Annotated in this window: 19 protein-coding genes and 2 pseudogenes; 14 read left to right on the top strand and 7 right to left on the bottom strand. The window is 67.0% G+C overall.

The window, feature by feature from the left end; genetic code table 11:
- The first annotated feature begins 9 nt into the window (after nt 1-9).
- The 7 genes from AC3A35_RS13545 to katG all read left to right on the top strand — a co-directional run bounded on the left by AC3A35_RS13545 (nt 10) and on the right by katG (nt 9596).
- Nucleotides 10-1296: a TRAP transporter large permease gene (locus AC3A35_RS13545; protein WP_487436650.1), complete on the top strand. Its 1287-nt coding sequence runs from the start codon at nt 10-12 to the stop codon at nt 1294-1296.
- Nucleotides 1297-1312: 16 nt separating this feature from the next.
- A complete protein-coding gene (locus AC3A35_RS13540; protein WP_487436649.1) occupies nt 1313-2338 on the top strand; it encodes a TRAP transporter substrate-binding protein in 1026 nt (341 codons plus the stop codon).
- A 31-nt stretch (nt 2339-2369) separates the two neighbouring features.
- Nucleotides 2370-3614: a diaminopropionate ammonia-lyase gene (locus tag AC3A35_RS13535; protein WP_487436648.1), complete on the top strand. Its 1245-nt coding sequence runs from the start codon at nt 2370-2372 to the stop codon at nt 3612-3614.
- Nucleotides 3615-3885: 271 nt separating this feature from the next.
- Nucleotides 3886-5145: a Zn-dependent hydrolase gene (locus tag AC3A35_RS13530; RefSeq protein WP_487436647.1), complete on the top strand. Its 1260-nt coding sequence runs from the start codon at nt 3886-3888 to the stop codon at nt 5143-5145.
- Nucleotides 5142-6089, top strand: a complete 948-nt coding sequence (locus AC3A35_RS13525; protein ID WP_487436646.1) for an N-carbamoyl-D-amino-acid hydrolase — start codon at nt 5142-5144, stop codon at nt 6087-6089. Before AC3A35_RS13530 ends, AC3A35_RS13525 begins: the two co-directional genes overlap by 4 nt.
- Nucleotides 6090-6117: 28 nt before the next feature.
- Complete coding sequence (locus tag AC3A35_RS13520; RefSeq protein ID WP_487436645.1) at nt 6118-6978, top strand: MurR/RpiR family transcriptional regulator; 861 nt, start codon at nt 6118-6120, stop codon at nt 6976-6978.
- Between the two features lie 407 nt (nt 6979-7385).
- Complete coding sequence (gene katG, locus AC3A35_RS13515; protein WP_487436643.1) at nt 7386-9596, top strand: catalase/peroxidase HPI; 2211 nt, start codon at nt 7386-7388, stop codon at nt 9594-9596.
- Between the two features lie 110 nt (nt 9597-9706).
- On the opposite strand, the gene AC3A35_RS13510 is transcribed toward katG, so the two are convergent.
- A complete protein-coding gene (locus AC3A35_RS13510; protein WP_487436642.1) occupies nt 9707-9889 on the bottom strand; it encodes a hypothetical protein in 183 nt (60 codons plus the stop codon).
- On the opposite strand from AC3A35_RS13510, the pseudogene AC3A35_RS13505 reads away from it, so the two are divergent.
- Nucleotides 9885-9944: pseudogene (locus AC3A35_RS13505) on the top strand (hypothetical protein); the annotation flags it as partial. The gene AC3A35_RS13510 and the pseudogene AC3A35_RS13505 sit on opposite strands and share 5 nt — an antisense overlap.
- 126 nt (nt 9945-10070) lie before the next feature.
- Here AC3A35_RS13505 and AC3A35_RS13500 read toward each other — a convergent pair.
- Nucleotides 10071-11819: pseudogene (locus tag AC3A35_RS13500) on the bottom strand (DEAD/DEAH box helicase); the annotation flags it as partial.
- 360 nt (nt 11820-12179) lie between these two features.
- The gene (locus AC3A35_RS13495) at nt 12180-12575 is read right to left on the bottom strand and encodes a DUF2846 domain-containing protein (protein ID WP_487436909.1); all 396 of its coding nucleotides are present in this window, start codon (nt 12573-12575) and stop codon (nt 12180-12182) included.
- 413 nt (nt 12576-12988) lie between these two features.
- Between AC3A35_RS13495 and AC3A35_RS13490 the strand changes: the two genes are divergently transcribed.
- Together AC3A35_RS13490 and AC3A35_RS13485 are read left to right on the top strand one after the other, a co-directional pair.
- The gene (locus tag AC3A35_RS13490) at nt 12989-14161 is read left to right on the top strand and encodes a Fic family protein (RefSeq protein WP_487436640.1); all 1173 of its coding nucleotides are present in this window, start codon (nt 12989-12991) and stop codon (nt 14159-14161) included.
- Nucleotides 14162-14251: 90 nt separating this feature from the next.
- Nucleotides 14252-14827, top strand: a complete 576-nt coding sequence (locus tag AC3A35_RS13485; RefSeq protein WP_487436639.1) for an endonuclease dU — start codon at nt 14252-14254, stop codon at nt 14825-14827.
- A gap of 18 nt (nt 14828-14845) precedes the next feature.
- Here AC3A35_RS13485 and AC3A35_RS13480 read toward each other — a convergent pair whose 3' ends face one another.
- Nucleotides 14846-15751, bottom strand: a complete 906-nt coding sequence (locus tag AC3A35_RS13480; RefSeq protein WP_487436638.1) for a LysR family transcriptional regulator — start codon at nt 15749-15751, stop codon at nt 14846-14848.
- A 155-nt stretch (nt 15752-15906) separates the two neighbouring features.
- Between AC3A35_RS13480 and AC3A35_RS13475 the strand changes: the two genes are divergently transcribed.
- Nucleotides 15907-16125 (top strand): YjiS-like domain-containing protein, encoded by a 219-nt coding sequence (locus AC3A35_RS13475; protein WP_487436636.1) that lies wholly within the window; start codon nt 15907-15909, stop codon nt 16123-16125.
- Nucleotides 16126-16210: 85 nt separating this feature from the next.
- Here the strand turns inward: AC3A35_RS13475 and AC3A35_RS13470 are convergent, their stop codons facing one another.
- Nucleotides 16211-19789, bottom strand: coding sequence for a TIR domain-containing protein (locus tag AC3A35_RS13470; protein ID WP_487436635.1), 3579 nt, complete (start codon nt 19787-19789; stop codon nt 16211-16213).
- A gap of 232 nt (nt 19790-20021) precedes the next feature.
- Here AC3A35_RS13470 and AC3A35_RS13465 point away from each other — a divergent pair, with 232 nt between their 5' ends.
- Both AC3A35_RS13465 and AC3A35_RS13460 read left to right on the top strand, forming a co-directional pair.
- Complete coding sequence (locus AC3A35_RS13465) at nt 20022-20306, top strand: CopG family ribbon-helix-helix protein (protein ID WP_487436633.1); 285 nt, start codon at nt 20022-20024, stop codon at nt 20304-20306.
- A gap of 12 nt (nt 20307-20318) precedes the next feature.
- Nucleotides 20319-20615: a type II toxin-antitoxin system RelE/ParE family toxin gene (locus AC3A35_RS13460; protein WP_487436632.1), complete on the top strand. Its 297-nt coding sequence runs from the start codon at nt 20319-20321 to the stop codon at nt 20613-20615.
- Between the two features lie 51 nt (nt 20616-20666).
- Here the strand turns inward: AC3A35_RS13460 and AC3A35_RS13455 are convergent, their stop codons facing one another.
- Together AC3A35_RS13455 and AC3A35_RS13450 are read right to left on the bottom strand one after the other, a co-directional pair.
- Nucleotides 20667-21833, bottom strand: a complete 1167-nt coding sequence (locus AC3A35_RS13455) for an MFS transporter (protein WP_487436631.1) — start codon at nt 21831-21833, stop codon at nt 20667-20669.
- Nucleotides 21834-21922: 89 nt separating this feature from the next.
- Nucleotides 21923-22237: a DnaJ family domain-containing protein gene (locus AC3A35_RS13450; RefSeq protein WP_487436630.1), complete on the bottom strand. Its 315-nt coding sequence runs from the start codon at nt 22235-22237 to the stop codon at nt 21923-21925.
- 195 nt (nt 22238-22432) lie between these two features.
- On the opposite strand from AC3A35_RS13450, the gene AC3A35_RS13445 reads away from it, so the two are divergent.
- Nucleotides 22433-22903: a hypothetical protein gene (locus AC3A35_RS13445; RefSeq protein ID WP_487436629.1), complete on the top strand. Its 471-nt coding sequence runs from the start codon at nt 22433-22435 to the stop codon at nt 22901-22903.
- The last annotated feature ends 9 nt before the right edge of the window (nt 22904-22912 follow it).

Genomic DNA, 22912 nt, shown 5'->3' with positions numbered 1-22912 from the left:
GCCGCCGTCATGTGGATCGTCGCCCTCACCTTCTTCGGTCTCCTGCTGCTCGGCGTGCCGATCGGCGTGGTGCTCGGCATTGCCGGGGCCATCGGCCTGGTCCAGCTCGGCGACGTGTCCTTTCTGGCGATGGCGCCCAAGCGCTATTTCGAGGGCCTGGACATGTTCACCTTCATGGCCATGCCGTTCTTCATCCTCGCCGGCGAGCTGATGAACGCATCCGGCATCACCCAGCGCCTGGTCGCCTTCGCGCTGAGCCTGGTGGGCTGGCTGCGCGGCGGGCTGGCGCACGCCAACATGGTGGCCTCGGTGCTGTTCGCCGGCATGACCGGCGCCGCGGTGTCGGACGCCGCGGCGATGGGCAACACCCTGGTGCCGGCGATGGTCAAGCAGGGCTACAGCAAGCCGTTCGCCTGTGCGGTGACCGCCGCCGGTTCGATCATCGGGCCGACCATTCCGCCCTCGAACCTGATGGTGATCTACGGCTCCATCATGGGGGTGTCGATCGCCGGCCTGTTTGCCGCCGGCATCGTGCCCGGGCTGCTGATCTGCGCCATCTGTATGGCGGTGATCGGCGCGCTGGGCAAGAAGCTCGGCCTGCCCAAAGGCGAAGGCCGGCCCAGCCTGATGTCCATCCTGGTGAGCTTCAAGGACAGCCTGATCGGGCTCACGATGCCGGCGATCATCCTCGGCGGCATCCTGCTCGGCGTGGTGACGCCGACCGAGGCCGCCTCGATCGCGGTGGCCTATGCACTGTTCGTCGGCTTCGTGGTGTATCGCACGCTCAACCTGAAGCAGGTCGGAGTGATGCTGATCCGCACCGCGCGCATCACCGGCGCGGTGTTCCTGATCATCGCCGCGGCCTCGATCCTGTCGTGGTGGCTGACCTTCCACCAGATCCCGCAGATGATCGCGCACGCCATGCTGTCGATCACCGACAGCCGCGCCGGCGTGATCGCGCTGATCCTGATCCTGCTGCTGGTCGTCGGCATGTTCCTCGACATCACCGCGGCGCTGATCATCCTCGCCCCGGTGCTCGGGCCACTGACCCTGGCGGTCGGCATCGAGCCGGTGCACGCCGGGATCATGATCATCCTCGCGCTCAACATCTCGCTGATGACCCCGCCGGTGGGCGCCTGCCTGTTCGTGCTGTGCTCGGTCACCGGCGAACGCATGGAGCGCATCGCCCGCGCCCTCACCCCCTTTCTGCTCGCCGAGGTCGCGATCCTGTTCCTGATCGCCTACTGGTCCGATCTCACCCTGTTCGTCCCCCGCCTGTTCGGTTATGTCAATTAAGCCTGGAGCCTCCGCCATGAAACTGAAGACCCTGCTCACCTCCGCCGCCATCGCGCTCGCCTTCGCGGTCGCCCCCGCCCACGCCCAGAAGGTGATCAAGCTGCACCACCTCAACGTGGACGACCCGTTCGAGAGCACCACCGGTGCCATGGTCACCGTGTTCAAGAACCTGGTCGAAGCCGGCACCGGCGGCTCGGTCACGGTGCAGACCTTCCCCAACGGCCAGCTCGGCAAGGACAACGAGGTGCTGAGCCAGGTCAAGGCCGGCCTGATCCAGTCCGGCGTGTTCTCGGTGGGCGGCTTCGCCAGCGCCTACCCGATGATCGGCGTGCTCGACATGCCCTTCATCTTCCCCGACATCTCCGCTACCTACACCGTGCTCGACGGCCCCTTCGGCAAGAAGCTGGGCGCCGACATCGAGAACAAGACCGGCATGGAAGTGCTCGGCTTCGGCGACTCGGGCGGTTTCTTCGCGATCACCAACTCGAAGAAGGCGATCAAGACCCCGGACGACCTCAAGGGCCTGAAGATCCGCACCCAGACGCTGGAATCGCACAAGCGTGTGATCTCCAGCCTCGGCGGGCAGCCTGCGGCGATCGCCTGGGCCGAGGTCTACACCGCACTGCAGACCGGCGTGGCCGACGGCCAGATGAACCCGATTCCGATCATCACCATGGCCAAGTTCAACGAAGTGCAAAAGCACATCACCCTCACCGACCACCTGTTCGCCCCCTACGTGTGGGTGATCAACCGCAAGTTCTTCGACAGCCTGACGCCGGAAGAGCAGATCGTGGTGCGTAACGCGGCCAAGAGCGCGATCGTGGCCAACCGTGGCATCAGCCGCATCATCGAGGCCTCGGCCAAGGGCCTGCCGACGCTGGCCAAGACCATGACCGTGACCACCCTGACCCCGAAGGAAAAGGCCGCCTTCCGCGACGCCACCCAGCCTGCGGTGAAGGCCTACATCGTCGAGACCTTCGGCAAGGAAGGCGAAGACATGCTCGGCGCACTGCAGGACGCCGTCAGCGAAGCGGCCAAGTAAGCACGGCCCCGCGGCAACAACGGACCCCCCCATGCTCAACTCCACCTCGCTCCCGGGCGAGCTGGCCGTCCTGCCGCTGGCGCACTGCGCCGGCCGGCCGGCGACCGGCCCCTACCCGGACACGCTCAAGCCCATCCTCAGCCTCGCCGCCCACGCCGAGGCGATGGCCGAGATCGCCGACTGGCCGGGCTATGCGCCCACCCCGCTGGTCGCCCTGCCCGGCCTGGCGAAAGCCGCCGGCGTGGCTGCCATCCATTACAAGCACGAGGCCGGCCGCTTCGGCCTCGGCAGCTTCAAGGCGCTCGGCGGTGCCTATGCCGTGCTGCGTCTGCTCAAGAAGGAGATCGCCCGCCGCACCGACCGCCAGGCAAGCAGCCGCGAACTGCTCGACGGCAAGTTCAGGGACGTGGTCGCCGACATCACCGTCACCTGCGCCACCGACGGCAACCACGGCCGCTCGGTGGCCTGGGGCGCGCAGATCTTCGGCTGCAAGTGCGTCATCTACATCCACGCCACCGTGTCCGAAGGCCGCCGCGCGGCGATCGCACGCTACGGCGCGGAAGTCATCCGCACCGAAGGCAACTATGACGACGCGGTGCGCGCGGCCGACCTCGCCGCCAAGGAAAACGGCTGGTTCATCGTCTCCGACACCTCCTACCCCGGCTACACCGACGTGCCGCGCGACGTGATGCAGGGCTATTCGGTGATGGTCGAAGAGGCCCTGAGTCAGTGGCCCGAAGCCTTCTTGCCGACCCACGTGTTCGTGCAGGGCGGGGTCGGCGGGCTCGCCGCCGCGGTCTGTGCCCAGCTGTGGGAACGCCTCGGCGACGCGCGCGGACGTTTCGTCGTGGTCGAGCCGGACAAGGCCGCCTGCCTCTACGCGTCGGCGCTGGTCGGCACCCCGACCGCGGTGCATGGCGAGCTCGACACCCTGATGGCGGGCCTGGCCTGCGGCGAAGTCTCGCTGATCGCGTGGGAGGTGCTCGAAGCCGGCACCGCCGACTTCCTGACCATCCCCGACGCCGCCGCGGTGGCCTGCATGCGTCTGCTCGCCGACGCACCCTACGGCGACACCCCGATTGCTGCCGGCGAATCCGCCGTGGCCGGGCTGGCCGGCATGCTGATGGCTGCCGCCCGCCCCCATGCCGCGGCCGCGCTCGGCCTGAGCGCCGACAGCCGGGTGCTGCTCTTCGGCAGCGAAGGCGCCACCGACCCGGCGCTGTACGAACAACTGGTCGGGCGTGTCGCTGAAGTGGTGGAAGGAAGAGCAGCATGAGACGGCTGAGCCCCCTTATGTGCCACCGACCGCGGATTCAGTCTTTGCCCGGACGCACGGAACCCATCCCCACCCCTGCCCGGGAGTCTCCGCTGCGCTCCGCCGCTCCGCAGGCGGCGAGCGATGCTCGCCGAATTCCCTGCTCAGCCCCCTTGAAGGGGAGGGAGTCGTCAGTGCCAGCCCGACGGACATCTCCTCCCCCTTCAAGGGGGAGGCTGGGAGGGGGATGGGTTTCGTCCCCGCCGGTCCAGCACACCCGCAGGTGCGCCCCATGACCTACCCCGATCTGCACATCAACAACGAACGCCTGCAGCAGCGCATTGCCCAGCTCGCCGAAGTCGGCGCCATCGACGGCGGCGGCTGCGCCCGGCTCGCGCTGACCGATGCCGACCGCGCCGGCCGCGACCTCGTCTGCGGCTGGATGCGCGAACTGGGCCTGTCGGTGAGCATCGACGCCATCGGCAACGTCGTCGGCGTGCGCGCCGGGCGCAGCGCCGGCCCGGCGGTGATGACCGGCTCGCACATCGACACCGTACGCACCGGCGGCCGTTTCGACGGCAACTACGGCGTGCTCGCCGGGCTGGAAGTCGTCGCCACCCTCAACGACGCCGGCATCGTCACCGAACACTCGCTGGCGGTGGCCTTCTTCACCAACGAGGAAGGCGCCCGCTTCGCCCCTGACATGATGGGCAGCCTGGTCTACACCGGCGCGCTGCCCTTGACTGAAGCGCTATCCATCCGCGGCATCGACGGCGCCAGCGTGGGCGACGAGCTGCAGCGCATCGGCTACGCCGGCCCCGCGCCGGTGCCGGCCGCCGCACCGCGCGCCTTCGTCGAACTGCATGTGGAACAAGGCCCGGTGCTCGACCGCGAGGGCACGCAGATCGGCGTGGTCGAATCGGTGCAGGGCATCTCGTGGACCGAGATCGAAATCCTCGGCACCTCCAACCACGCCGGCACCACGCCGATGACGCTGCGCCGCGACGCCGGCTGGGCCGCCGGCTCGATCATCAACTTCGTGCGCGAACTGGCGCAGGAGCTGGGCGGCGACCAGGTCGCCACCGTCGGCCGCATCGAGTTCTTTCCCAACCTGGTGAACGTCGTGCCCAACCGCGCCGTGCTCACCGTGGACCTGCGCAACACCGATGAAGCCCGCCTACAACTGGCCGAGGCGCGCCTCGCCGCCCATCTGGAAGCGCTGCGCGACGCCGAGAAGGTGGACATCGCCACCCGCACGCTCGCCCGCTTCGCCCCGGTGCCCTTTGCGCCGGAGATGACCGAGCGCATCGAACACCACGCCCGCGCGCTGGGCCTGAGCACCCGGCGCATGCCCAGTGGCGCCGGCCACGACGCGCAGATGCTGGCCGCAGTGTGTCCGACGGCGATGATCTTCGTCCCCAGCGTCGATGGCATCAGCCACAACGTGCGCGAATACACCCGACCCGAACACATCGAAGCCGGAGCCAACGTACTGCTCGCCGTCCTGTGCGAACTGGCCGGCGCCACCCCACCGGCAGGAGCCCCCGCATGACCCGCAAAACCCTCGTCGCCGCAGCCCAGCTCGGCCCCATCGCCCGCAACGAAACCCGCGCCCGGGTCGTCGCCCGCATGATCGAGCTGATGCGCGAAGCCAGGGCCCGGGGCTGCGACACCGTCGCCTTCCCCGAGCTCGCGCTCACCACCTTCTTTCCGCGCTGGTACTTCGAGGAGCAGGCCGAGATCGACACCTGGTTCGAGTGCGAAATGCCCGGCCCCGCCACCCTGCCGCTGTTCGAGGAAGCGAAGAAGCTCGGTATCGGCTTCTACCTCGGCTACGCCGAACTGGCGCAGGAAGCCGACGGCCCGCACCACTACAACACTGCCATCCTGGTGGACAAGACCGGCGCCATCGTCGGCAAGTACCGCAAAGTGCACCTGCCCGGCCACCGCGAGCACGAAGCCTGGCGCCCCTTCCAGCATCTGGAAAAGCGCTACTTCGAGCGCGGCAACCTCGGCTTCGGCGCCTGGCGCACGCGCGTCGGCGAGCACGAAGCCATCCTCGGCATGGCCCTTTGCAACGACCGCCGCTGGCCCGAAACCTATCGTGTGCTCGGCCTGCAGGGCGTGGAAATGGCCTTCATCGGCTACAACACCCCCATCCACTACCCACCGGTGCCCGAGCACGACCACCTGCAGGGCTTTCACAATCACCTCGTGCTGCAGGCCGGTGCCTACCAGAACGGCATGTGGATCGTCGGCATCGCCAAGGCCGGCAAGGAAGAAGACTGCGACCTCCTCGGCCAGAGCTGCATCATCGCCCCCACCGGCGAGATCGTCGCCATGTGCTCCACCGTCGAAGACGAACTCATCACCGCCACCTGCGACCTCGACCGCTGCCGCGAGCTCAAGGACAATGTATTCAACTTCGGCCTGCACCGCGAACCCGAAACCTACCGCCTGATCGTCGACACCAAGGGGCCGGTACTTCCGGCCTGACCACCCCCACAACGCGCCCGCCCCCACGATGCCGCCGAAACCCGCCAAACGCTTCAAACCCATCGACGAACGCATCGAGGCGCTCACCGAAACCCTGCCCGACTCCGAGCGCAAACTGGCCGAACTCCTCACCGCCCAGCCGGCGCTGCTCGCCACCCACTCCGCCACCGAACTGGCCGAGATCGCCGGCAGCTCCAAGGCCGCCGTCACCCGCTTCATCCAGCGCGTGGGCTACGACGGATTCGCCGACGCCCGCCGCGAAGCGCGCGAAGCCCAGCGCTGGGGCGCCCCCACCTTCCAGGCCGCGCCCAACCTGGCCGCCGCTTCCGAAGAAGCCTTTGGCGAACACCTGCGCCGCGACATGGAAAACCTCGCGCTCACCTTCGAGCGCCTCGCCGCCGGCGTCATCGAGCCCGCCGTCTCCACGCTGGCCCGTGCGCGCCGCGTCGCCGTCATCGGCTACCGCAACAGCCACGCCCTGGCCCAATACTTCGCCCGCCAGCTGGTGCTGCTCAAGGATCATGTCGCCCTCCTCCCCCAGCCCGGCCAGACCATAGGCGAGGACCTCGCCAACTTCACCGCCGACGACATCATCGTCATCCTCGCCTTCCGCCGCCGCGTGCCGGTGGTGGCGCAGATCGCCAAACATGCGAAGAAGGCGGCGATACCGGTGCTGGTGCTGACCGATGCGGCCACGCCGGCGACGGAGATCGACGCGACCTGGCGGATTGCGTGCGAAACGCGCGGGTCGGCGCAGTTCGATTCGTATGCGGCGGCGATGAGCGTGTTGAATCTGCTGGTGTCGGCGCTGGCGCGGAGGCCGGAGATTCAGGCGGGGAATCGGCTACGGGTGGCGGAGCGGGTGCATGAGGGGCTGGACGAACTGTAGGCGGTGCACGAGGGCTACGATGTCGCATCGTGGCAAATACCTTGTCGTCGGCCGAAGTGGATGATTGGCGTTTGCCTATCTAACGACAGCCAGCTGCCATTTCCGCCTGATGACATTTGAAAGCTCCATGAAGGCATTGTCATGATGAAACAGCCTGTCCTGTCTTCGGTCCGACCGTCTCCGGCGCGACCTCAACGACTTGCGCAGATGCCCCCGCAAGCCGAGCGCATGCTCGGAAAGCACGTCTACCCACCTCACGTTTTCTTCTCGATAGCCACAACCGGTTAAGCCACGGACAAGCCGATATGATTGAACTATGTTCTCAATGGTTTTAATTCGTTGGAACTGGACCTACGGTGCCGCTATGGTGACTACATAGCGTACAACCGAGACCACTGGAGACGACCATGAGCAACGAAAGCAAGTGCCCCTTTGCAGGACATCACGCGGTGAGCGCAACAGCCAGAGCCCGGTCGAATCGTGACTGGTGGCCGCAGCAGTTGAGCCTGAACATCCTGCACCAGCATGCGCCGGCGTCCAGCCCGCTGGGCGCAGACTTCGACTACGCCGAGGAATTCAAGAAGCTCGACCTGGCCGCGCTGAAGAAGGATTTGTATGCACTGATGACAAGCTCGCAAGACTGGTGGCCCGCCGACTGGGGCCACTATGGCGGTCTGTTCATCCGTATGGCCTGGCACAGCGCAGGCACCTACCGCACGGCTGACGGCCGTGGCGGCGCCGGAACCGGCAACCAGCGCTTTGCGCCGATCAACAGCTGGCCCGACAACGGCAACCTGGACAAGGCGCGCCGCCTGCTGTGGCCGATCAAGCAGAAGTACGGCAACAGGATCTCGTGGGCCGACCTGATGATTCTGGCCGGCAACTGCGCCATGGAATCCATGGGCTTCAAGACCTTTGGCTTCGGCGGTGGCCGCGCAGACATCTGGCAGGCCGAAGAGGACATCTACTGGGGTGCCGAGGCGGAATGGCTGGCCACCAGCGACAAGCCCAACAGCCGATACTCCGGCAACCGGGAACTGGAGAACCCCCTGGCCGCCGTACAGATGGGCCTGATCTACGTGAACCCCGAAGGCCCGGACGGCAACCCCGACCCCGTGGCCTCGGGCCGCGACGTGCGCGAGACCTTCGCCCGCATGGCAATGAACGATGAAGAGACGGTAGCGCTCACCGCCGGGGGCCACACCTTCGGCAAGGCCCACGGTGCGGGCGACCCGGCTCTTGTCGGCCCCGAGCCGGAAGGCGCCCCCATCGAAACCCAGGGGCTGGGCTGGATCAACCGCTTCGGCACCGGCAAGGGCGGCGACACGACCACCAGCGGCATCGAAGGCGCATGGAAACCCAACCCGACCAGGTGGGACAACGGCTACTTCGACACGCTGTTCGGCTACGAGTGGGAGCTGACCAAGAGCCCCGCCGGCGCCCACCAGTGGGTGGCAAAGAACGTCAAACCGGAAGACATGATTCCCGACGCCCACGACCCGTCGAAAAAGCACCCGCCGATGATGACCACGGCCGACCTGTCGCTGCGTTTCGACCCGATCTACGAGCCCATTGCCCGTCGCTTCCACAAGGACCCGCAGGCCTTCGCCGACGCGTTTGCCCGCGCCTGGTTCAAGCTCACTCACCGCGACATGGGGCCGAAGGCCCGCTATCTGGGACCGGAAGTCCCGGCCGAAGACCTGATCTGGCAGGATCCGGTTCCTGCGCTCGACCACCCGCTGATCGAGGCCACCGACATTGCCGACCTCAAGGCCGGGGTGCTGGCTTCGGGCCTGACGATTGCCGAACTGGTCTCCACCGCCTGGGCCTCGGCCTCGACCTTCCGCGGTTCGGACATGCGCGGCGGTGCCAACGGCGCGCGCATCCGCCTGGCGCCGCAGAAGGACTGGGCCGTAAACCAGCCCGCCCAACTGGCCAAGGTGCTGGCCACCCTCGAAGGGATCCGGAACACCTTCAACGCGGCGCAGACGGGCGGAAAGATAGTCTCGATCGCCGACCTGGTCGTACTGGCCGGCTGCGCAGCGGTTGAAGCGGCTGCCAAGGCCGGTGGTCATGCGGTGGACGTGCCCTTCACCCCTGGCCGCACCGACGCTTCGCAAGCGCAGACCGACGTGGCCTCATTCGCCGTGCTGGAGCCCGAAGCCGATGGTTTCCGCAACTACCAGAAGACCGCCTACACCGTGCCTGCCGAAGCCATGCTGGTGGACAGGGCCCAGCTCCTGGGGCTGAGCGCCCCGGAAATGACGGTGCTTGTCGGCGGCCTGCGCGTGCTTGGCGCCAACGCGGGGGGCGCGCAGCACGGCGTGTTCACCACGCAGCCCCAGACCCTGAGCAACGATTTCTTCGTGAATCTGCTCGACATGGGCACGATCTGGAAGCCGACCTCGGATACCGGCGAGCGCTTCGAAGGGTGCGACCGTCAAAGCGGTGAAGTCAAATGGACCGGCACCCGCGTGGATCTGATCTTCGGTTCCAACTCGCAACTGCGTGCGCTGGCAGAAGTCTATGCGCAGGAAGACGCGAAAGCGAAGTTCGTGCGCGACTTCGTCGCGGCCTGGACCAAGGTCATGAACCTCGATCGCTTCGACCTGAAGTAAGCAGCGGAACTTCGTTCGGCGCGAGCCTGCGGGCTGGTGCCGAACGAACCACGACCTCCCGGGTGGCATGTCGCAGTAGCCAGCGCGGTGCAGACGGGCAGCTGCTGCCCTCAGCCCACCGAAGAAGGGCTCGGCGTCGCGGAGACGCCGGCTGAAAGGAGCAGCTTGCCGAGGTCGGCGGCAAAATCCGCCGTCGCCTGCGGCAGGTCCTTGCCCTGAATCAGCCGCAGCGGCGGCCACTCCCGCTGCAGCGGCGACTGCGATTCAGCCTCCGCAGCGGGCGACGCCATCATCCTGCTGATCGACGAGGCGCACCGGACGCAAAGCTCCGACCTCGGCGACAACCTGTTCGAGGCTTTTCCCAACGCCACCCGCAGCGCGTTTACCGGCACCCCGCTGATCACCACCCCCAATCCCGTCAATATCCACAATCCGCCGACTCAACTCGTTCTCCCCCGAACTCGCCAACAGCAGATACCGCCGCGCCCGCGTCATCCCCACATACAGCAAGCGTGCCGATTGCAGCCCTTGCTCGCCTTCGTCCTCCATCTGCCCGATCCCGATCATGATCACGCGCTCGAACTCCAGGCCCTTGCTGCTATGGATGGTCAGCAGCGTGAGCGCATCGCTTTCGGCGTCATAGGCCATCTTCTGGACACGACTGCCCAGCCACTGGTGGGGTACGCCGTCTTCCTTCAGTCGCCGGCTCAGTTGGGCGCCTTGGGTATTGTTGGCGTACAGAACGGCGATGTCTTTCAGCGCCACACCGTTGCCGCGCCACTTGTTGATGCAGGCGCAGGTGAAATCGAGTTCTTCGGCGAAGGAGTGCAGGCGTTTGGCGACCGGGGCGGGGCCGCTGAGGCCGGCGGCCTCGGGCTCGATCAGGGGGATGTGGTCGTCGTCCGACTGCAGCGGGTCGAGATAGTGGCGGGCGAAGCCGTAGGCAAAGCCGAGGATTTCCCGGGTGTTGCGGTAGTTAAGTCGCAGGATGGAAGTGCGGCCCTGGGCCTGGATGCCGACGCTCGACAGGGTGAATCCGAGCCCGGCCTTCCTCTTGTAGATGGATTGGGCGTCGTCGTAGAGCAGCAGCAGGGAATTGCTTTCGGGGTCGACCATCTGCACCACCAGCGTCAGCCAGTCGGCGTGCATGTCGTGGCCTTCGTCGATCAGCACCGCGCCGTACTGGGCGCGCGGGATGAAGCCCTGTTCCACCGCCTGGATGACCGTGCTCACCTGGCGCTCGAAGCGCGGCGCCTCGCCTTCGGGCAGGTCGACGCTATAGGTCTTGAGCTGCTGTCCGCACCAGTCGTGAAAGTGATAGACCTGCACCTGCGGCCCGATGCCCTTGGCCGAGATGAAGGCGCGCAGGCGGGCGGCCAGGGTAATGTTGAAGCACAGCACTAGAATGGGCTTTTGCAGGGTCTGCGCCAGGTACAGGCAGCGGTAGCCCAGGATCATGGTCTTGCCCGAGCCGGCGACGCCGTGGATGACGCGATGGCCGTCGCCCAGACTGCGCGCGAGTTGCTCCTGCTGGATGTCCATGATGCGGATGACGTCGGGCAGCGTTTCGTCGATCTCGCCCGCGGCCTGCAGCGGGTCGGCGAAGAGCTCGGTCTGCTGCGGCGCGTCGATGCGCACTTCGGGGAAGAGGTGCCAGCGGATGCGGTCGATCTGCGGCAGGCTCAGGGGTTGGCCGAAGCGGTAGGTGAACATGTCCCACAGCCGTTGCTGGAAGGCTTCGGGGTCGGCGGTCTCGGAGAATTCGCCCTTGTAGATCATCAGGTGGTCGGGCAGCAGGATGTCGCGACTTTCTTCCGGCATCGAGGCGGCGATCTGCTTGCGCGTGATGTTGGTCAGCACCACGCCCCAGCCGTAAGGCATGACCAGCTTGCCCTGGTGCGGGCCGGACTGGTGGCACAGTTGCGGGTCGCGCGACAGCAGGGCGATGACTTCGTAGGCGTACTGGCGGGCCTGCTCCAGCGGGTGGGCTTCGATGACCTGGCCGCGCTCGGTGTGCAGGGTGACCTCGCTCTTGTTCAGGCGCTTGAGCGTTTCCGGCTTCCAGTCCTTGATCTCGAGAAACAGCAGGCCGCGCGAGGGATGCAGGATGATGAAATCCGGATAGCGCCGACGCTTGGCCACCGGGATGTCGTACCAGACGAGGTAATCGTCTTCGAGCAATGCGGCGAGCGTCTGGGCGACGCGCCGTTCGCCCGAAGTCATGCGGGCAAGGATGTGTTTGTTGAGACTGGGGATGATCCTTGCCATGTCAGGGCTTCGGCTCGACGGAGGCAAGCAGCGGAAAGCCTTTCACCCATCCCGCGCGCTGCCGCGCTTCGCTACCATCACGGGCCGCATGAACATCCTGGAGGGCGTTCAGGTGCAATCGCATGATGACTGCGTGATCGTGGGGCATGAGCCGCGTATGAATGTTGCAAAATATGTCGATGCCGGAATCGTATGCCAAAGACCATGCGGTGATAAGCCGATTTCATCACATGGGGTGAAATGTTTGTCGGCTGAAGCCGCTCATTCGCCCCGCCCGCTCGAAGCTCGCGAGGGCAGGGCGACTGAGAGCAGCGCTTACTTCGCGGCCGACTGGGTGAACGGCTGCGCCAGTTCGCACTGGAGGACCTCTTTCATCCCCTCCTCCTCCGAGACCATTTCAACACCGGCCCCGCCGACGAAGACGCCCATCTTGATGTACTGGCGGGCGAAATAGTTCTTGCCGCCTTCCGCCTGGAAAGTCACCGAATTGTCGCCAAACTCGGATTCGGTCGAGATCACATGCTCGCCCGGCGCGATCTCCTTGTAGAAGTAGACCTGGTTCGCGGTCTGGCCGAGCGGCTGTCCGTCCACCGATACCAGTTTCTTCAAGGCCTTGCCGACGAAGCTGTTGCGGAAGACGTAGAGCGCGGATTTGTCCGGCGGCGGCGGCGCGAAGGCCTTGGTCGCGGCCTCCTGCTCTTTCGAAGCCATCGGCACCGAAGCGCAGCCTGACAGTGTGAGCAGGCCCAGACAAAGAATCGTTGCCACCAGGCTGCTTCTCGTGGAACCACGAACCATCTTTCTAACTCCCGACAAATAGTATTGAGCAGCGGTTTACTGCGGCGAATGCGCTGCGTCCTGGAACGCCATCGAGCGTGGTGACAGCGTGCAATGCAGGCAGACCCGACTCGATGCCGGCATCGTATGCGAGCGACGAGGGCGGCCAAATGATGTGGATCAGTAAAGGTGCAAGCTGTCGGCGCCCCGAACCATTTCGCGCCCGCCCTCAACGCGCTCATGAGCCGACGAAAAAACAGATGGCGGATACAGCCGGCCGTGAACACTATTAAACGAAACGCCGTTCTGCTTTAATAGCGTGAGACCTTATTCAAGGAAGGCTCGCCATGCATCGTGATGTGACCGGCCACTACGCGACCAGCCTGGCCGGGGGTGAAACCGTCCGTGCGTTCGTTCCCGATCCGCTGCCGCCCATCCCTTCGCTGGACCTCGGCGGGAAACGGCAGACGGCGATGGAGAAAGCCACGCTGGCACTGGGCCGCCTCGACAGCGTCACGCTGCTACTGCCCGACCCGCAACTTTTCCTGTACGCCTATGTGCGACGCGAGGCCGTACTTTCGTCACAGATAGAGGGCACGCAGTCTTCCCTTTCCGATCTGCTGCTGTTCGAACTGGACGAACTGCCCGGCGTGCCCTTCGACGACGTGGTCGAAGTGTCCAACTACGTCGCAGCCCTGGAACACGGAATGCAACGCCTGCGCGAGGGCTTTCCCCTGTGCAATCGGCTGTTGCGCGAAATGCATGCCCATTTGATGGCGCGCGGACGTGGTGCCGACAAGACGCCGGGTGAGTTTCGTCGAACCCAGAACTGGATCGGCGGCACGCGGCCCGGCAATGCCCGCTTCGTGCCGCCTCCCCCGCAGGAGGTCGAGCCCTGCATGTCGGCGCTGGAACGCTTCATTCACGGCGCACAGGCCGACTATGCCGAACTTCCCGTGCTCCTGAAGGCGGCGCTGGCGCATGTCCAGTTCGCGACCATCCACCCCTTTCTCGATGGCAATGGTCGTCTCGGGCGTTTGCTGATCGCCCTGCTGCTGCACGACGGTGGCGCCCTCACCCAGCCACTGCTCTACCTGAGCCTGTACTTCAAGCAGCACCGCGCCCTGTATTACGAGTTGCTCGATCGTGTGCGCACGGACGGTGACTGGGAAGCCTGGGTGGACTTCTTCCTCGAAGGCGTCGAGCACACCGCCCACGAGGCCGTGCACACCGCCCGCCGGCTGGTGGACCTGTTTCAGCACGATACGCGGCGCGTCCAGGCGGTCGGGCGCGGAGCGCAAAATGTCCTGCGCGTGCTCGACACCCTGCGACAGCGCCCCCTGTCCAGCCTTCGCCAGATCGGCCAAAGCGCCGGCATCAGCTTCCCCACCGCGTCAAAGGCCATGCTGACACTCGTCGAGATGGGCATCGCCCGCGAACTTACCGGCCAACGCCGCAACCGCGTCTTCGTGTACGACGCGTATCTGAACGTGCTCAATGAAGGGGGCGAGGCGCTATGAAACCCGTGCCACGCTCGCACCAAGGCCGATAGCTGACACGGGGCCATCGTCCACAAAGATGCAAGGCTGATTCACGACTGCGGAGTCCTGATGCCCGGAACAGCGAAACGCCTGACCCACCTCATCGGCATCGACGATGCGCCCTTCGATCGCGCTTACCGCGGCGACGTGATGGTGGTCGGCGCGGTGTTCGCCGGGGCGCGGCTGGATGGGGTGCTCGCGGGCAGGCTGCGCCGCGACGGGGCCAATGCGACCCGGGTGGTGGCCGAGATGGTGTGCGGCTGCCGCTTCTACCCGCAGATCCATGCGGTGCTGCTGCAGGGAATCACCTTTGCCGGGTTCAACGTGATCGACCTCGCGGGATTGCACACCGCACTCGGGGTACCGGTGGTCGTGGTGTCGCGCCGTCGGCCCGACCTCGACGCGATTCGTCGCGCGCTGCTCGAGCACGTCCGCGGCGGGGCGCGAAAGTGGCGCCTGATCGAGGCGGCGGGGCCGATGGAGGCGGTGGAGGGGCTGTTCGTGCAGCGCGCCGGCATCGGCCTGGCGGAGACCGCCGCGCTGCTGGCCGCTGCGCGCGTGCATGGCGCGGTGCCCGAGCCACTGCGGGTGGCGCACATGATCGCGGGCGGGGTGACGCGGGGCGAGAGCAGCGGGCGGGCGTGAACGTTCCCCACCAGGCGTTCACACCGCCGCGCGCTGGGCCACGTCCTCCAGGCCCCAGATCGCCGACAGTTCGGCCAACACCGCGCGGATCAGCGGATCGTTCGCGCGCTTGCGCAGGTAGGCGAAGCGCAGGCTGAGCGTGGGCAGCTCCATCGGCAGCACGTGCATCTGCCCGGCCCGTTCGGCGGCCTCGACATCGGTCCGGCGCATGATGCCCAACCCGACCCCGGCGGCGACCATCGCCTTCATCGCGTCTTCCTGATCGGCGAGCATGGTCTTGACCGGCGTGCAGCCGTGCGCTTCGAACAGCGGTTGCATGAGCTGATAGTAAGCGCAGCTCGGTGAAGTGTAGACCCACGGCAGGCGGGCGAGCGACGGAATGTCCGGCGCGTCGATCTGGTCGCGCAGCGCATGCGGCACGGCGATGGCCATTTCCTCTTCGCGCAGGATGTGGGATTCGAGCAGCGACTCGTCGCAGTCGCCGCTGATGAAGGCCGCATCGAGCCGGCCGATCCGCAGGGCCGGAATGTTGTCGCCGGTCCGGCCCGACAGGAACTCGATGCCGAGTTGCGGGTGGTGTGCGCTCAGTCCGGCCTGCAGCTCGACCAGGCGCAGGAATTCGGCATCCGTGTTGAGTCCGATGCGGATGCTCCCGAGCAACTCGTTCTGCATTCCCTTCGCGTACTGGAGAAAGTCGCCGGCGAGAGCGAGCGTGCGCTGGGCGCGCTCGAACAGCTGCTGGCCGGCCGGGGTGAGCTGCATGCCCTTGGGCGTGCGGTCGAACAGGGTGAGGCGAAGTTCTTCTTCCAGCGCCTTGATATGGGCGCTGATCGCGGGCTGGCTGGTGAACAGGCGCTCGGCGGCGCGCGTCAGGTGCTGCTCCTCCGCCACCGTGACGAAGGTTCTGAGGTGATAAAGCTCCATGCGTTGCCTCCACTGGCTGCGTCTTCCTTGCAAGTAAAGCGCAGATGGACGGCTGGCGCCATCACATTTGCTGAACAGGGGAATCCCGAAAAACGATTGGATTGCGCTTCGCACAGAAGCCAAGCTTCAGCAATCCAATCTGAATCGAGGAGAACATGATGACCCACGCAAGCCACAGCCTGAGCGTTCGCGCGTCACATCGGTTCGCGTTGCGTCGTTCCATCGCCGCCCTGTCCGGTCGGCTCGCGTCCCGGCTGCAGACTTTGCGACTGCGGGCGCGGCAACGTCGCGAATTGCGCGAGGTGGACGATGCGACGCTGCGCGACCTGGGCATGAGCCGTTCCCAGGCCAGTTTCTTCGCAGACCGGGAATGAGGGTGGTGGCGGCTCGGGAAGCGTCGGCCAACGCAAGCGGCTGGCGCAAAGCCGACGCGTCGACCACTCATCGCCCCGATCGCCCTCATCGCCTTTCCGCCGCAAAGCTCGTGATGTCCTCCGCACTCAACTGCAAGGCACCGGCCCGGAATGCATCCAGTCGGCCTTGCACGCGCTCGACGACTTCGGGCGGGTCGCGGCGGTCGCCGCGAAAGCGCATCGGCTGCGCCTCGTAGGCGAGGTAAGCCTCGAGATCGGCGACGGCGGCAGCGGCATCGCCGCGCATCGCGTGCGCCGCGGCCCGTGCCGCGAAGTAGTTCTGCTTGCCTTCGGCACGCTCGACGGCACGATCGCACGCCTGGACGACGCGCGCGGCGACGCCCCCGACGATGCCGGCGCGGCACAGCCGATACCAGGTGTCGGCGCTCACCGCGACTTGCCCATCGAGCGCGAGCGCCCGGTCGATGGCGGCGAGCGCCTCGTCGGTGCGGAGCAGACGCGCCAGCCGGTCGGCGCGTTCGACCTGCAGCGGAGCCGCGATCATCGCCGCGCGGGTCGCCGGCTCGAAATCCAGCGCGGGATCGAGCACCCGCGCCCGCTCGAAGAGTCCAGCGGCCAGTTCAACCCGGCCGGTGCGGGCCGCCTGCTCGGCGCGGTCGACAAAGCCGCGGATGGCCAGCGTACGCGCCTCCTCCGCCGCGTCGCGCACCCGGGCGTCGCCCAGCGCGGCGGCCCGGGCCATGAGTGCCGAGCCGCCGTCCACGTCGCCGGCCGCGGCCAGCCGACGGCCGCTATCGAGCAGGCCGGGATGCACCGGCATATCGGGGCAACTGAGCCGATATGCCTCGTCGCCGAAGAACTGGACCCACTCGGCATGGCTCAGGTTGCGCCGCACGGTTCGGCAGGCGCGCGTCATCGAGCGCGCGGGGTCGAGCTCCAGCGCCACCACCCGGCCGTCGTCGCCGATCGAATAGAGCACCCGCCCCTCGTCGGCAAACGCCAGCCGCCAGACGCGCTTCGCATGGAGTTGCAGGGGCGGGCCCAGCATCCGGCTCAGCCCCAGGTGCCACAGCGAGACCCGCCCTTCGGCGTCGCCCAGCGCGAGGAGCCTGCCGTCGGGGCTCAGTGCGGAGGACACGACGGTGTCCGTGGCAGGGGTGACGATCTCCTGGGTGATGGCGCCGGTGGCGACATCGTGGACCAGGATGCGGTTCTGCTCGAACACGCCCTTGCGGATCGTGACCACGCTGCGGCCGGCAGCGTCGAACACCGGCTTGCCGCCTTCGACCTCGAGCAGTCGCTCGCCGGTATCGAGGCGCCAGATCCGCGTCTCGTCGAAACTGCCCGTGGCCAGCAGGCGAGGCGCGACCGCAGCGAAGACGAGGTCGATCAACAGGCGGTCGCCGCCTGCCGACGGCTCGCCGATCGATGCACCGCGATGCACGTCCCAGCGCCATACTTCATAGTCCTTCGCAGCGCCGGACCAGGCCGGCCCGCGCCGATCGGTCACGACCCCGACGAGGACGTTTCCGCCCGGGTCGAACGCCATCCGACCGAGTTCGAGATCGGTGCCCAGCCGCTGCTCGCCCGCCGGGGCCGAGCCGTTGCGCGCCCAGCGCAGCACCAGGGCGCCGCTGCAGGTGGCACTGGCGTAGGAGGCGCAACTCACCGTCACCAGTTCCGTGCCGTCGGCCGAATACGCGAGCGCCTCGATCGCCCCGGGGTGCCCGCGAAGCGGCTCGCCGCGGCGGACGAACCGGCTCCCCTGCCCGTCCGCGCCGGCCTCATGGCGCAGACGCCAGATGCGGCCGCCCTCGCAGCGGCCGCGTTCCGGACGCGCGCCGCAGTCGGCGACGGCAATTTCGCCGTCCGGCCCGAACGCCAGCGTGCGCGGCTCGTCGAACTGCGCTGCAAAAGCCTCGCCCGGCAGCGCACGCTCGACGCCGCGCCAGACGATCACCGTGCCGCTGTGCGACAAACCGACGAGGGACGCGCCGTCCGGGCTGAACGCCACCTGCTTCAGGCCCGATGCGTGCCCCTCGAGCCGGCGCGCTGTGCCCGCGGACGGCAGGCGCCACAGCAGCACCCGGCTCGAATCCGGCCCGGCGGCCGCGATCAGCGTTCCGTCGGGGTGGATCGCGAGACTGGACACTTTGCCGTCGTGTGGCAGCGGCGGCCCGATCTGCTCCCGGGTTCCCGGGTTCCACAGGAACACCGCTGATCCGCTCGCGACCGCCAGCATCTCGCCATCCGCGCTGAATCCAAGGTCTTCGACCTGGCCGCGATGCCCGCTCGACAGCACGCCGCGCGCCTCCCCCGAGCGCGCATCCCACAGCCGCACGGTGCCGTCCCAACTGCCGGTGGCGAGGGTCGTACCGTCGGGACTGAACGCCAGGCTCACCACGTTCGACGTGTGTCCGCGCAGGATCCTGGCGGTCGAACGCGGCGTGCTCATATCCCACAGGAACACCGACTGGTCACCCGCACCGACCGCTATCGTCGCCCCGGAGGGGCTGAGCGCGGGACCGTCTAGGGCCCCTTTCTGGCCGGTGCTGAACACCTTGAGAATCTCCTGGCCGTTGGCGTCCACCACCACCACCCTGCCCTGGACCAGGAAGGCCATCAGCGACGGCATTCCGGCGATCGGTCGATCGCGCTCGTCGGGCCCGGCGGCGAGCGCCGGCCGGGGCGCCAGGCTTGCCGCGTCCCACAGATGGATCCGGTCCTTGCCGACCAGGGTCAGGAGGCGACCGTCGCGGCTGAAACCGAGAGGTTCCAGCCCGTCCTCGCGCAGCAGATAGGTCCACAGCCGCGGATTGGCGTAGGTGGCCTGGAACAGCGCCGAGGTCGCATCGAAAGCATCTTCCGGCCCGCGCTCGCGCATCGCCTCGAGCGGGTGAAAGGCCTCGACTGCGAGCAGCAGCGCCAGATCGAGGCGGCCGGATTGCAGCTCCACGGTCGACTGCGCCGCCAGCCGCTGGGAGCGCGAGAACGCGCTGCGATCCTCGGCCTCCCGTTGGCGCTGTACCGCCAGCACGCCGAACAGCAGCGCCGCGATCGCGGAGATCACGATGGCGGTGATCCCGCCATTGCGCAGGCGGACGTTGCGCCGATGGGTGAGCACCTCGGTCCCCATCATCGACTCGGGCGTCACCCCGCGGAGCCGGGCCACGAGCCCGTTGATCAGCGATCGGTAGCGGCTGTTGCCGAGGTCGCGCTCGTCATCCCGCGTGGCCCAGGTAAAGTCGGCATAGATCGGCAGCGCCGGGAGGTGGTGCTGGAGCGCCGCTGGCAGGGCATCGGTCGTCGCCCAGTCGATGCGCTGCGCGGCGGCATCCACGCCGATCTCGTCGGCGACATGGATGATCACCAGGCGCTCCGTGCGATCCAGATCGCGACACCAGATGCGCAATTCTTCGGCCACCCAGGGCGAAGCCGCAGACGCCTTCTCCGCCAGCAACAACAGCCATTCGGACGCTTCGAGCGCCGCGCGGAGCGTCTTCGGCAGGTCGTCCCCGGGGGTCAGGATCTGCTCGTCGCGGAACACGCGCATCGGTGGCTGGAACAGCGGCTTCGCATAACGCTTCAAGGCCGCCTCGAGGCCCAGCGCATGAGCCCGACTGAGCTCGGAATGCCGATATGAGATGAACGCCTTGTACTTCATGTCGCACGACGCCAACCGCCCCCGCAAGCGCCGACCGCCCGCGACCGTGCTCCCAGACTAGCCGCCGGGGAGATGTAAGTCGACCATCGGGAGGACGGTGCATGATGCGAATCGATTTGCGGATTCGACGTGCGCGACGCGTCGGCGGCGAATCGCACCGTTCGCCCCCGCTCGTGTAGCACAGCTGTGCTACATTGAAACCACCCCCTCACCGATGCAGCAAGGAGGCCTGATGTCGACCACCACGATCCGACTGCCGGAAGAGCTCAAGCAGCGTGTGGCCAGCGCCGCCGAGCGCGCCGGCCTGACCCCCCATGCCTTCATTCTCGACGCCATCGCCGAGAAGACCGAAGACGCGGAACGTCGCAACGAATTCCGCGAAACCGCCGAGCAGCGCTACGCCGAAATTGCCGCCACGGGACAGGCGATTCCGTGGCATGAAATGCAGACCTACCTGAAAGGCCGACTCCGCGGCGAAGCACCGCCACGCCCCGTCGCGCGAAAGCTGGCCGACTGAGGCCGGTGCGCAATGGCGCGAATCGAACTGGCGGCGGCCGTCGGCACGGATTTCGACCTTATCCTGGAGCATCTGGAAAGTCATCAGGCAACGAATCCGGCAGCCCGGATCGACGAGATCATCCAGGCCATCAGCCTGCTCGAATCGAGCCCCCAGGTCGGGCGACCGTTGGGCAATGCACTTCGCGAGCTGATCATCGGCCACGGTGCGCACGGTTACGTCGCCCTGTACCGCTACCTTCCGGAAATCGACACGGTGTTCGTGCTGGCGATCCGAAGCCAACGCGAAGCGGGCTACAAACGGCCTTAGGCTCCGACCTGCCGTTTGCTGCCCGACCGATCCTTCGGGATCGCAAGACGACTATGCCGCCCGCCGCTGCTTCAGCGCCAGCCACACCAGCGCCACGCCGATGAGCGCCACCGGCACCACCGAGCCCAGGTTCAGCAGCGCCCAGCCCTGGGTGGTGACCAGCGCGCCGGAGGCGAATGCGGTCAGCGCCATGGTGGCGAACACGGCGAGGTTGATCGCCGCCTGGGCCTTGTCCTTTTCCTCGGGGCGGTAGGCCTCCATCGCCAGCGTGGTGCTGCCGGTGAACAGGAAGTTCCAGCCCACCCCGAGCAGGAACAGGCCGATCAGGAACTGGTGCAGATCCTGCCCGGAGAGCGCGATCGCGATGCAGGCCGCATTGAGCAGCACGCCCACGCCCATGATGTTCAACACCCCGAAGCGCTTGATCAGATGGCCGGTGAAGAAGCCCGGCGCGAACATGCCGATCACGTGCCACTCGAGCACCAGCACCGCATCGGAGAACGGCATCCCGCAGATGTCCATCGCCAGCGGCGTCGCCGCCATCAGCAAGTTCATGACCCCGTAGCCGAGCGCCGCACCGAGCGCGGCGACGATGAACACCGGCTGGCGCACGATTTCGCCGAGCGCGCGGCCACTGCCGGCCGCCCCGCCCCGGGTCGCCTCGGCCGGAAAACGGATCGCGGCCATGACCGCCATCGCGATCAGCGCCACCACCGCCAGCGCGAGATAGGAGCCGAGGAAGGGCGCGCTCAGCGTATCGCGGGTGTGGTTGGCGAGGTTGGGGCCGACCACCGCACCGATCAGCCCGCCGGCGAGCACCAGCGACACCGCCTTCTCGCGGAACGCCGGCGGCGCCAGTTCACCGGCGGCAAAGCGGTAGAGCTGCCCGTTGGCGCTGTAATAGCCTGCGATCACGGTCCCCGCCACCAGCAGCCAGAAGCTCCCGATCGACAGCGCGAACGCGCATAGCAGCGCGGTCAGGAAGGCCACCACCAGACCGAGCTGAAACGATGTCTTGCGCCCCCAGCGCTGCTGGCTGCGCGCCACCAGTCCGGTCGACAGCGCCCCGCCGACCACATAGCCCATCACCGGCAGCGTCGCCATCCAGCTCGCCGGCGCAAGGCGCAGGCCGACCAGCCCGTTGATGGCAATGAAGACCACGTTGTTGGTCAGAAACAGGCCCTGCGCGACGGCCAGCAACCAGAGGTTCTTTTTCATCGGGGTTCAAGGTGAAACGTGCGGGTCCGTACTGTAACGGCTTTCGGGGCGGAACGATGACGGAGCAATGGATTCGGCCCCGTGCTTCGTCAGCCCCCCCGCCACATCTCGCCCAGGCGCAGGATCAACAGACCGAGTTCGCGCCGCGCACGTGCGCGGTCCTCACCGTCGAGGGTTTCGAGCCGGCGGCGCAAGGCGGCGATCTCGCGGCGCAGGCCGATCTCAGGCGGGGTGACCCCGGCATTCTTGAGGATACGGTTGGCCATCCGCAGCTCGGGCGAGAGCAGCGCGTCGTCGTCGAACACCAGCGGCCGCCCCGCGCCGGGCAGGTTGTCGAACTCGCCGCGCCGCAGGGCTTCGGCAATGCGCTGTTCGGCGAGGATGTCGAGGATGGAAAGAGACATGGGCAGGACGTGGCGGGCGGCTGAGCGCGAGCTTACCCCGAATCGCGCGGGCGCAGATTCACGCGCAATTCGGAGGCGATGGCATCCGGCCGCATCGCCCCCGTTTGGCATCGAATCTGCTTATCGGCTTCGTGCAAGGCGCAAAACGTCGCCTTTGTCGCGTTTTTTTGTCGTAAACCCACCATGGAGAGCATCGTGCCCGCGTTGGTCGAGAACACTACGTTGATTGATTTGAAGGCAGCCAAACCCATCGGCTCGAGCGTGACCCAGCTCGGCGTGCCCGTGCTGGACAGCACTGCGATCAGGAAAGGGAAGCTGAATGAGTTCATCCAGTTGGTGGACGACGGCAAGGTCGGCCGCCGCTTCCAGAACATCCGCGTGACCGGGGTCAAGACCCATGAAGGCGGGATCGAGTCGGCGAAGATCTTCGTCCAGTTCGAAGCCTTCGGCGACGACAACGTGCCGCTCGAGGCCAACAGCGGGTTTGCGGCCACCCTGCTTGCCGGCCCGGACACGCTGCTGGAACTGGCGCCGGGCAGCGTATTCCTGCCCTACGCCCGTTACTGGTTCGAGAACCAGTTCGTGTACGAGATCCCGACCGGGGTCTTCGACCGGGCGGACCGGCTCGCCTTCACCGCCAGGGCGGACCAGGTGCGGATGATCTGATCCTTCGCC

This window comes from Azoarcus sp. Soil_N_20 (assembly GCF_057656155.1).
The sequence above is the reverse complement of the archived record's forward strand: the minus strand, read 5'-3'. Positions and strand labels throughout refer to the sequence as shown.

Excerpts from the sequence above, each read along its gene's own strand:
- AC3A35_RS13545 (WP_487436650.1), top strand. The coding sequence starts at position 10 with ATGTGGATCGTCGCCCTCACCTTCTTCGGTCTCCTGCTGCTCGGCGTG.
- AC3A35_RS13540 (WP_487436649.1), top strand. The coding sequence starts at position 1,313 with ATGAAACTGAAGACCCTGCTCACCTCCGCCGCCATCGCGCTCGCCTTC.
- AC3A35_RS13535 (WP_487436648.1), top strand. The coding sequence starts at position 2,370 with ATGCTCAACTCCACCTCGCTCCCGGGCGAGCTGGCCGTCCTGCCGCTG.
- AC3A35_RS13530 (WP_487436647.1), top strand. The coding sequence starts at position 3,886 with ATGACCTACCCCGATCTGCACATCAACAACGAACGCCTGCAGCAGCGC.
- AC3A35_RS13525 (WP_487436646.1), top strand. The coding sequence starts at position 5,142 with ATGACCCGCAAAACCCTCGTCGCCGCAGCCCAGCTCGGCCCCATCGCC.
- AC3A35_RS13520 (WP_487436645.1), top strand. The coding sequence starts at position 6,118 with ATGCCGCCGAAACCCGCCAAACGCTTCAAACCCATCGACGAACGCATC.
- katG (WP_487436643.1), top strand. The coding sequence starts at position 7,386 with ATGAGCAACGAAAGCAAGTGCCCCTTTGCAGGACATCACGCGGTGAGC.
- AC3A35_RS13510 (WP_487436642.1), bottom strand. The coding sequence starts at position 9,889 with ATGATGGCGTCGCCCGCTGCGGAGGCTGAATCGCAGTCGCCGCTGCAG.
- AC3A35_RS13495 (WP_487436909.1), bottom strand. The coding sequence starts at position 12,575 with ATGGCTTCGAAAGAGCAGGAGGCCGCGACCAAGGCCTTCGCGCCGCCG.
- AC3A35_RS13490 (WP_487436640.1), top strand. The coding sequence starts at position 12,989 with ATGCATCGTGATGTGACCGGCCACTACGCGACCAGCCTGGCCGGGGGT.
- AC3A35_RS13485 (WP_487436639.1), top strand. The coding sequence starts at position 14,252 with ATGCCCGGAACAGCGAAACGCCTGACCCACCTCATCGGCATCGACGAT.
- AC3A35_RS13480 (WP_487436638.1), bottom strand. The coding sequence starts at position 15,751 with ATGGAGCTTTATCACCTCAGAACCTTCGTCACGGTGGCGGAGGAGCAG.
- AC3A35_RS13475 (WP_487436636.1), top strand. The coding sequence starts at position 15,907 with ATGATGACCCACGCAAGCCACAGCCTGAGCGTTCGCGCGTCACATCGG.
- AC3A35_RS13470 (WP_487436635.1), bottom strand. The coding sequence starts at position 19,789 with ATGAAGTACAAGGCGTTCATCTCATATCGGCATTCCGAGCTCAGTCGG.
- AC3A35_RS13465 (WP_487436633.1), top strand. The coding sequence starts at position 20,022 with ATGTCGACCACCACGATCCGACTGCCGGAAGAGCTCAAGCAGCGTGTG.
- AC3A35_RS13460 (WP_487436632.1), top strand. The coding sequence starts at position 20,319 with ATGGCGCGAATCGAACTGGCGGCGGCCGTCGGCACGGATTTCGACCTT.
- AC3A35_RS13455 (WP_487436631.1), bottom strand. The coding sequence starts at position 21,833 with ATGAAAAAGAACCTCTGGTTGCTGGCCGTCGCGCAGGGCCTGTTTCTG.
- AC3A35_RS13450 (WP_487436630.1), bottom strand. The coding sequence starts at position 22,237 with ATGTCTCTTTCCATCCTCGACATCCTCGCCGAACAGCGCATTGCCGAA.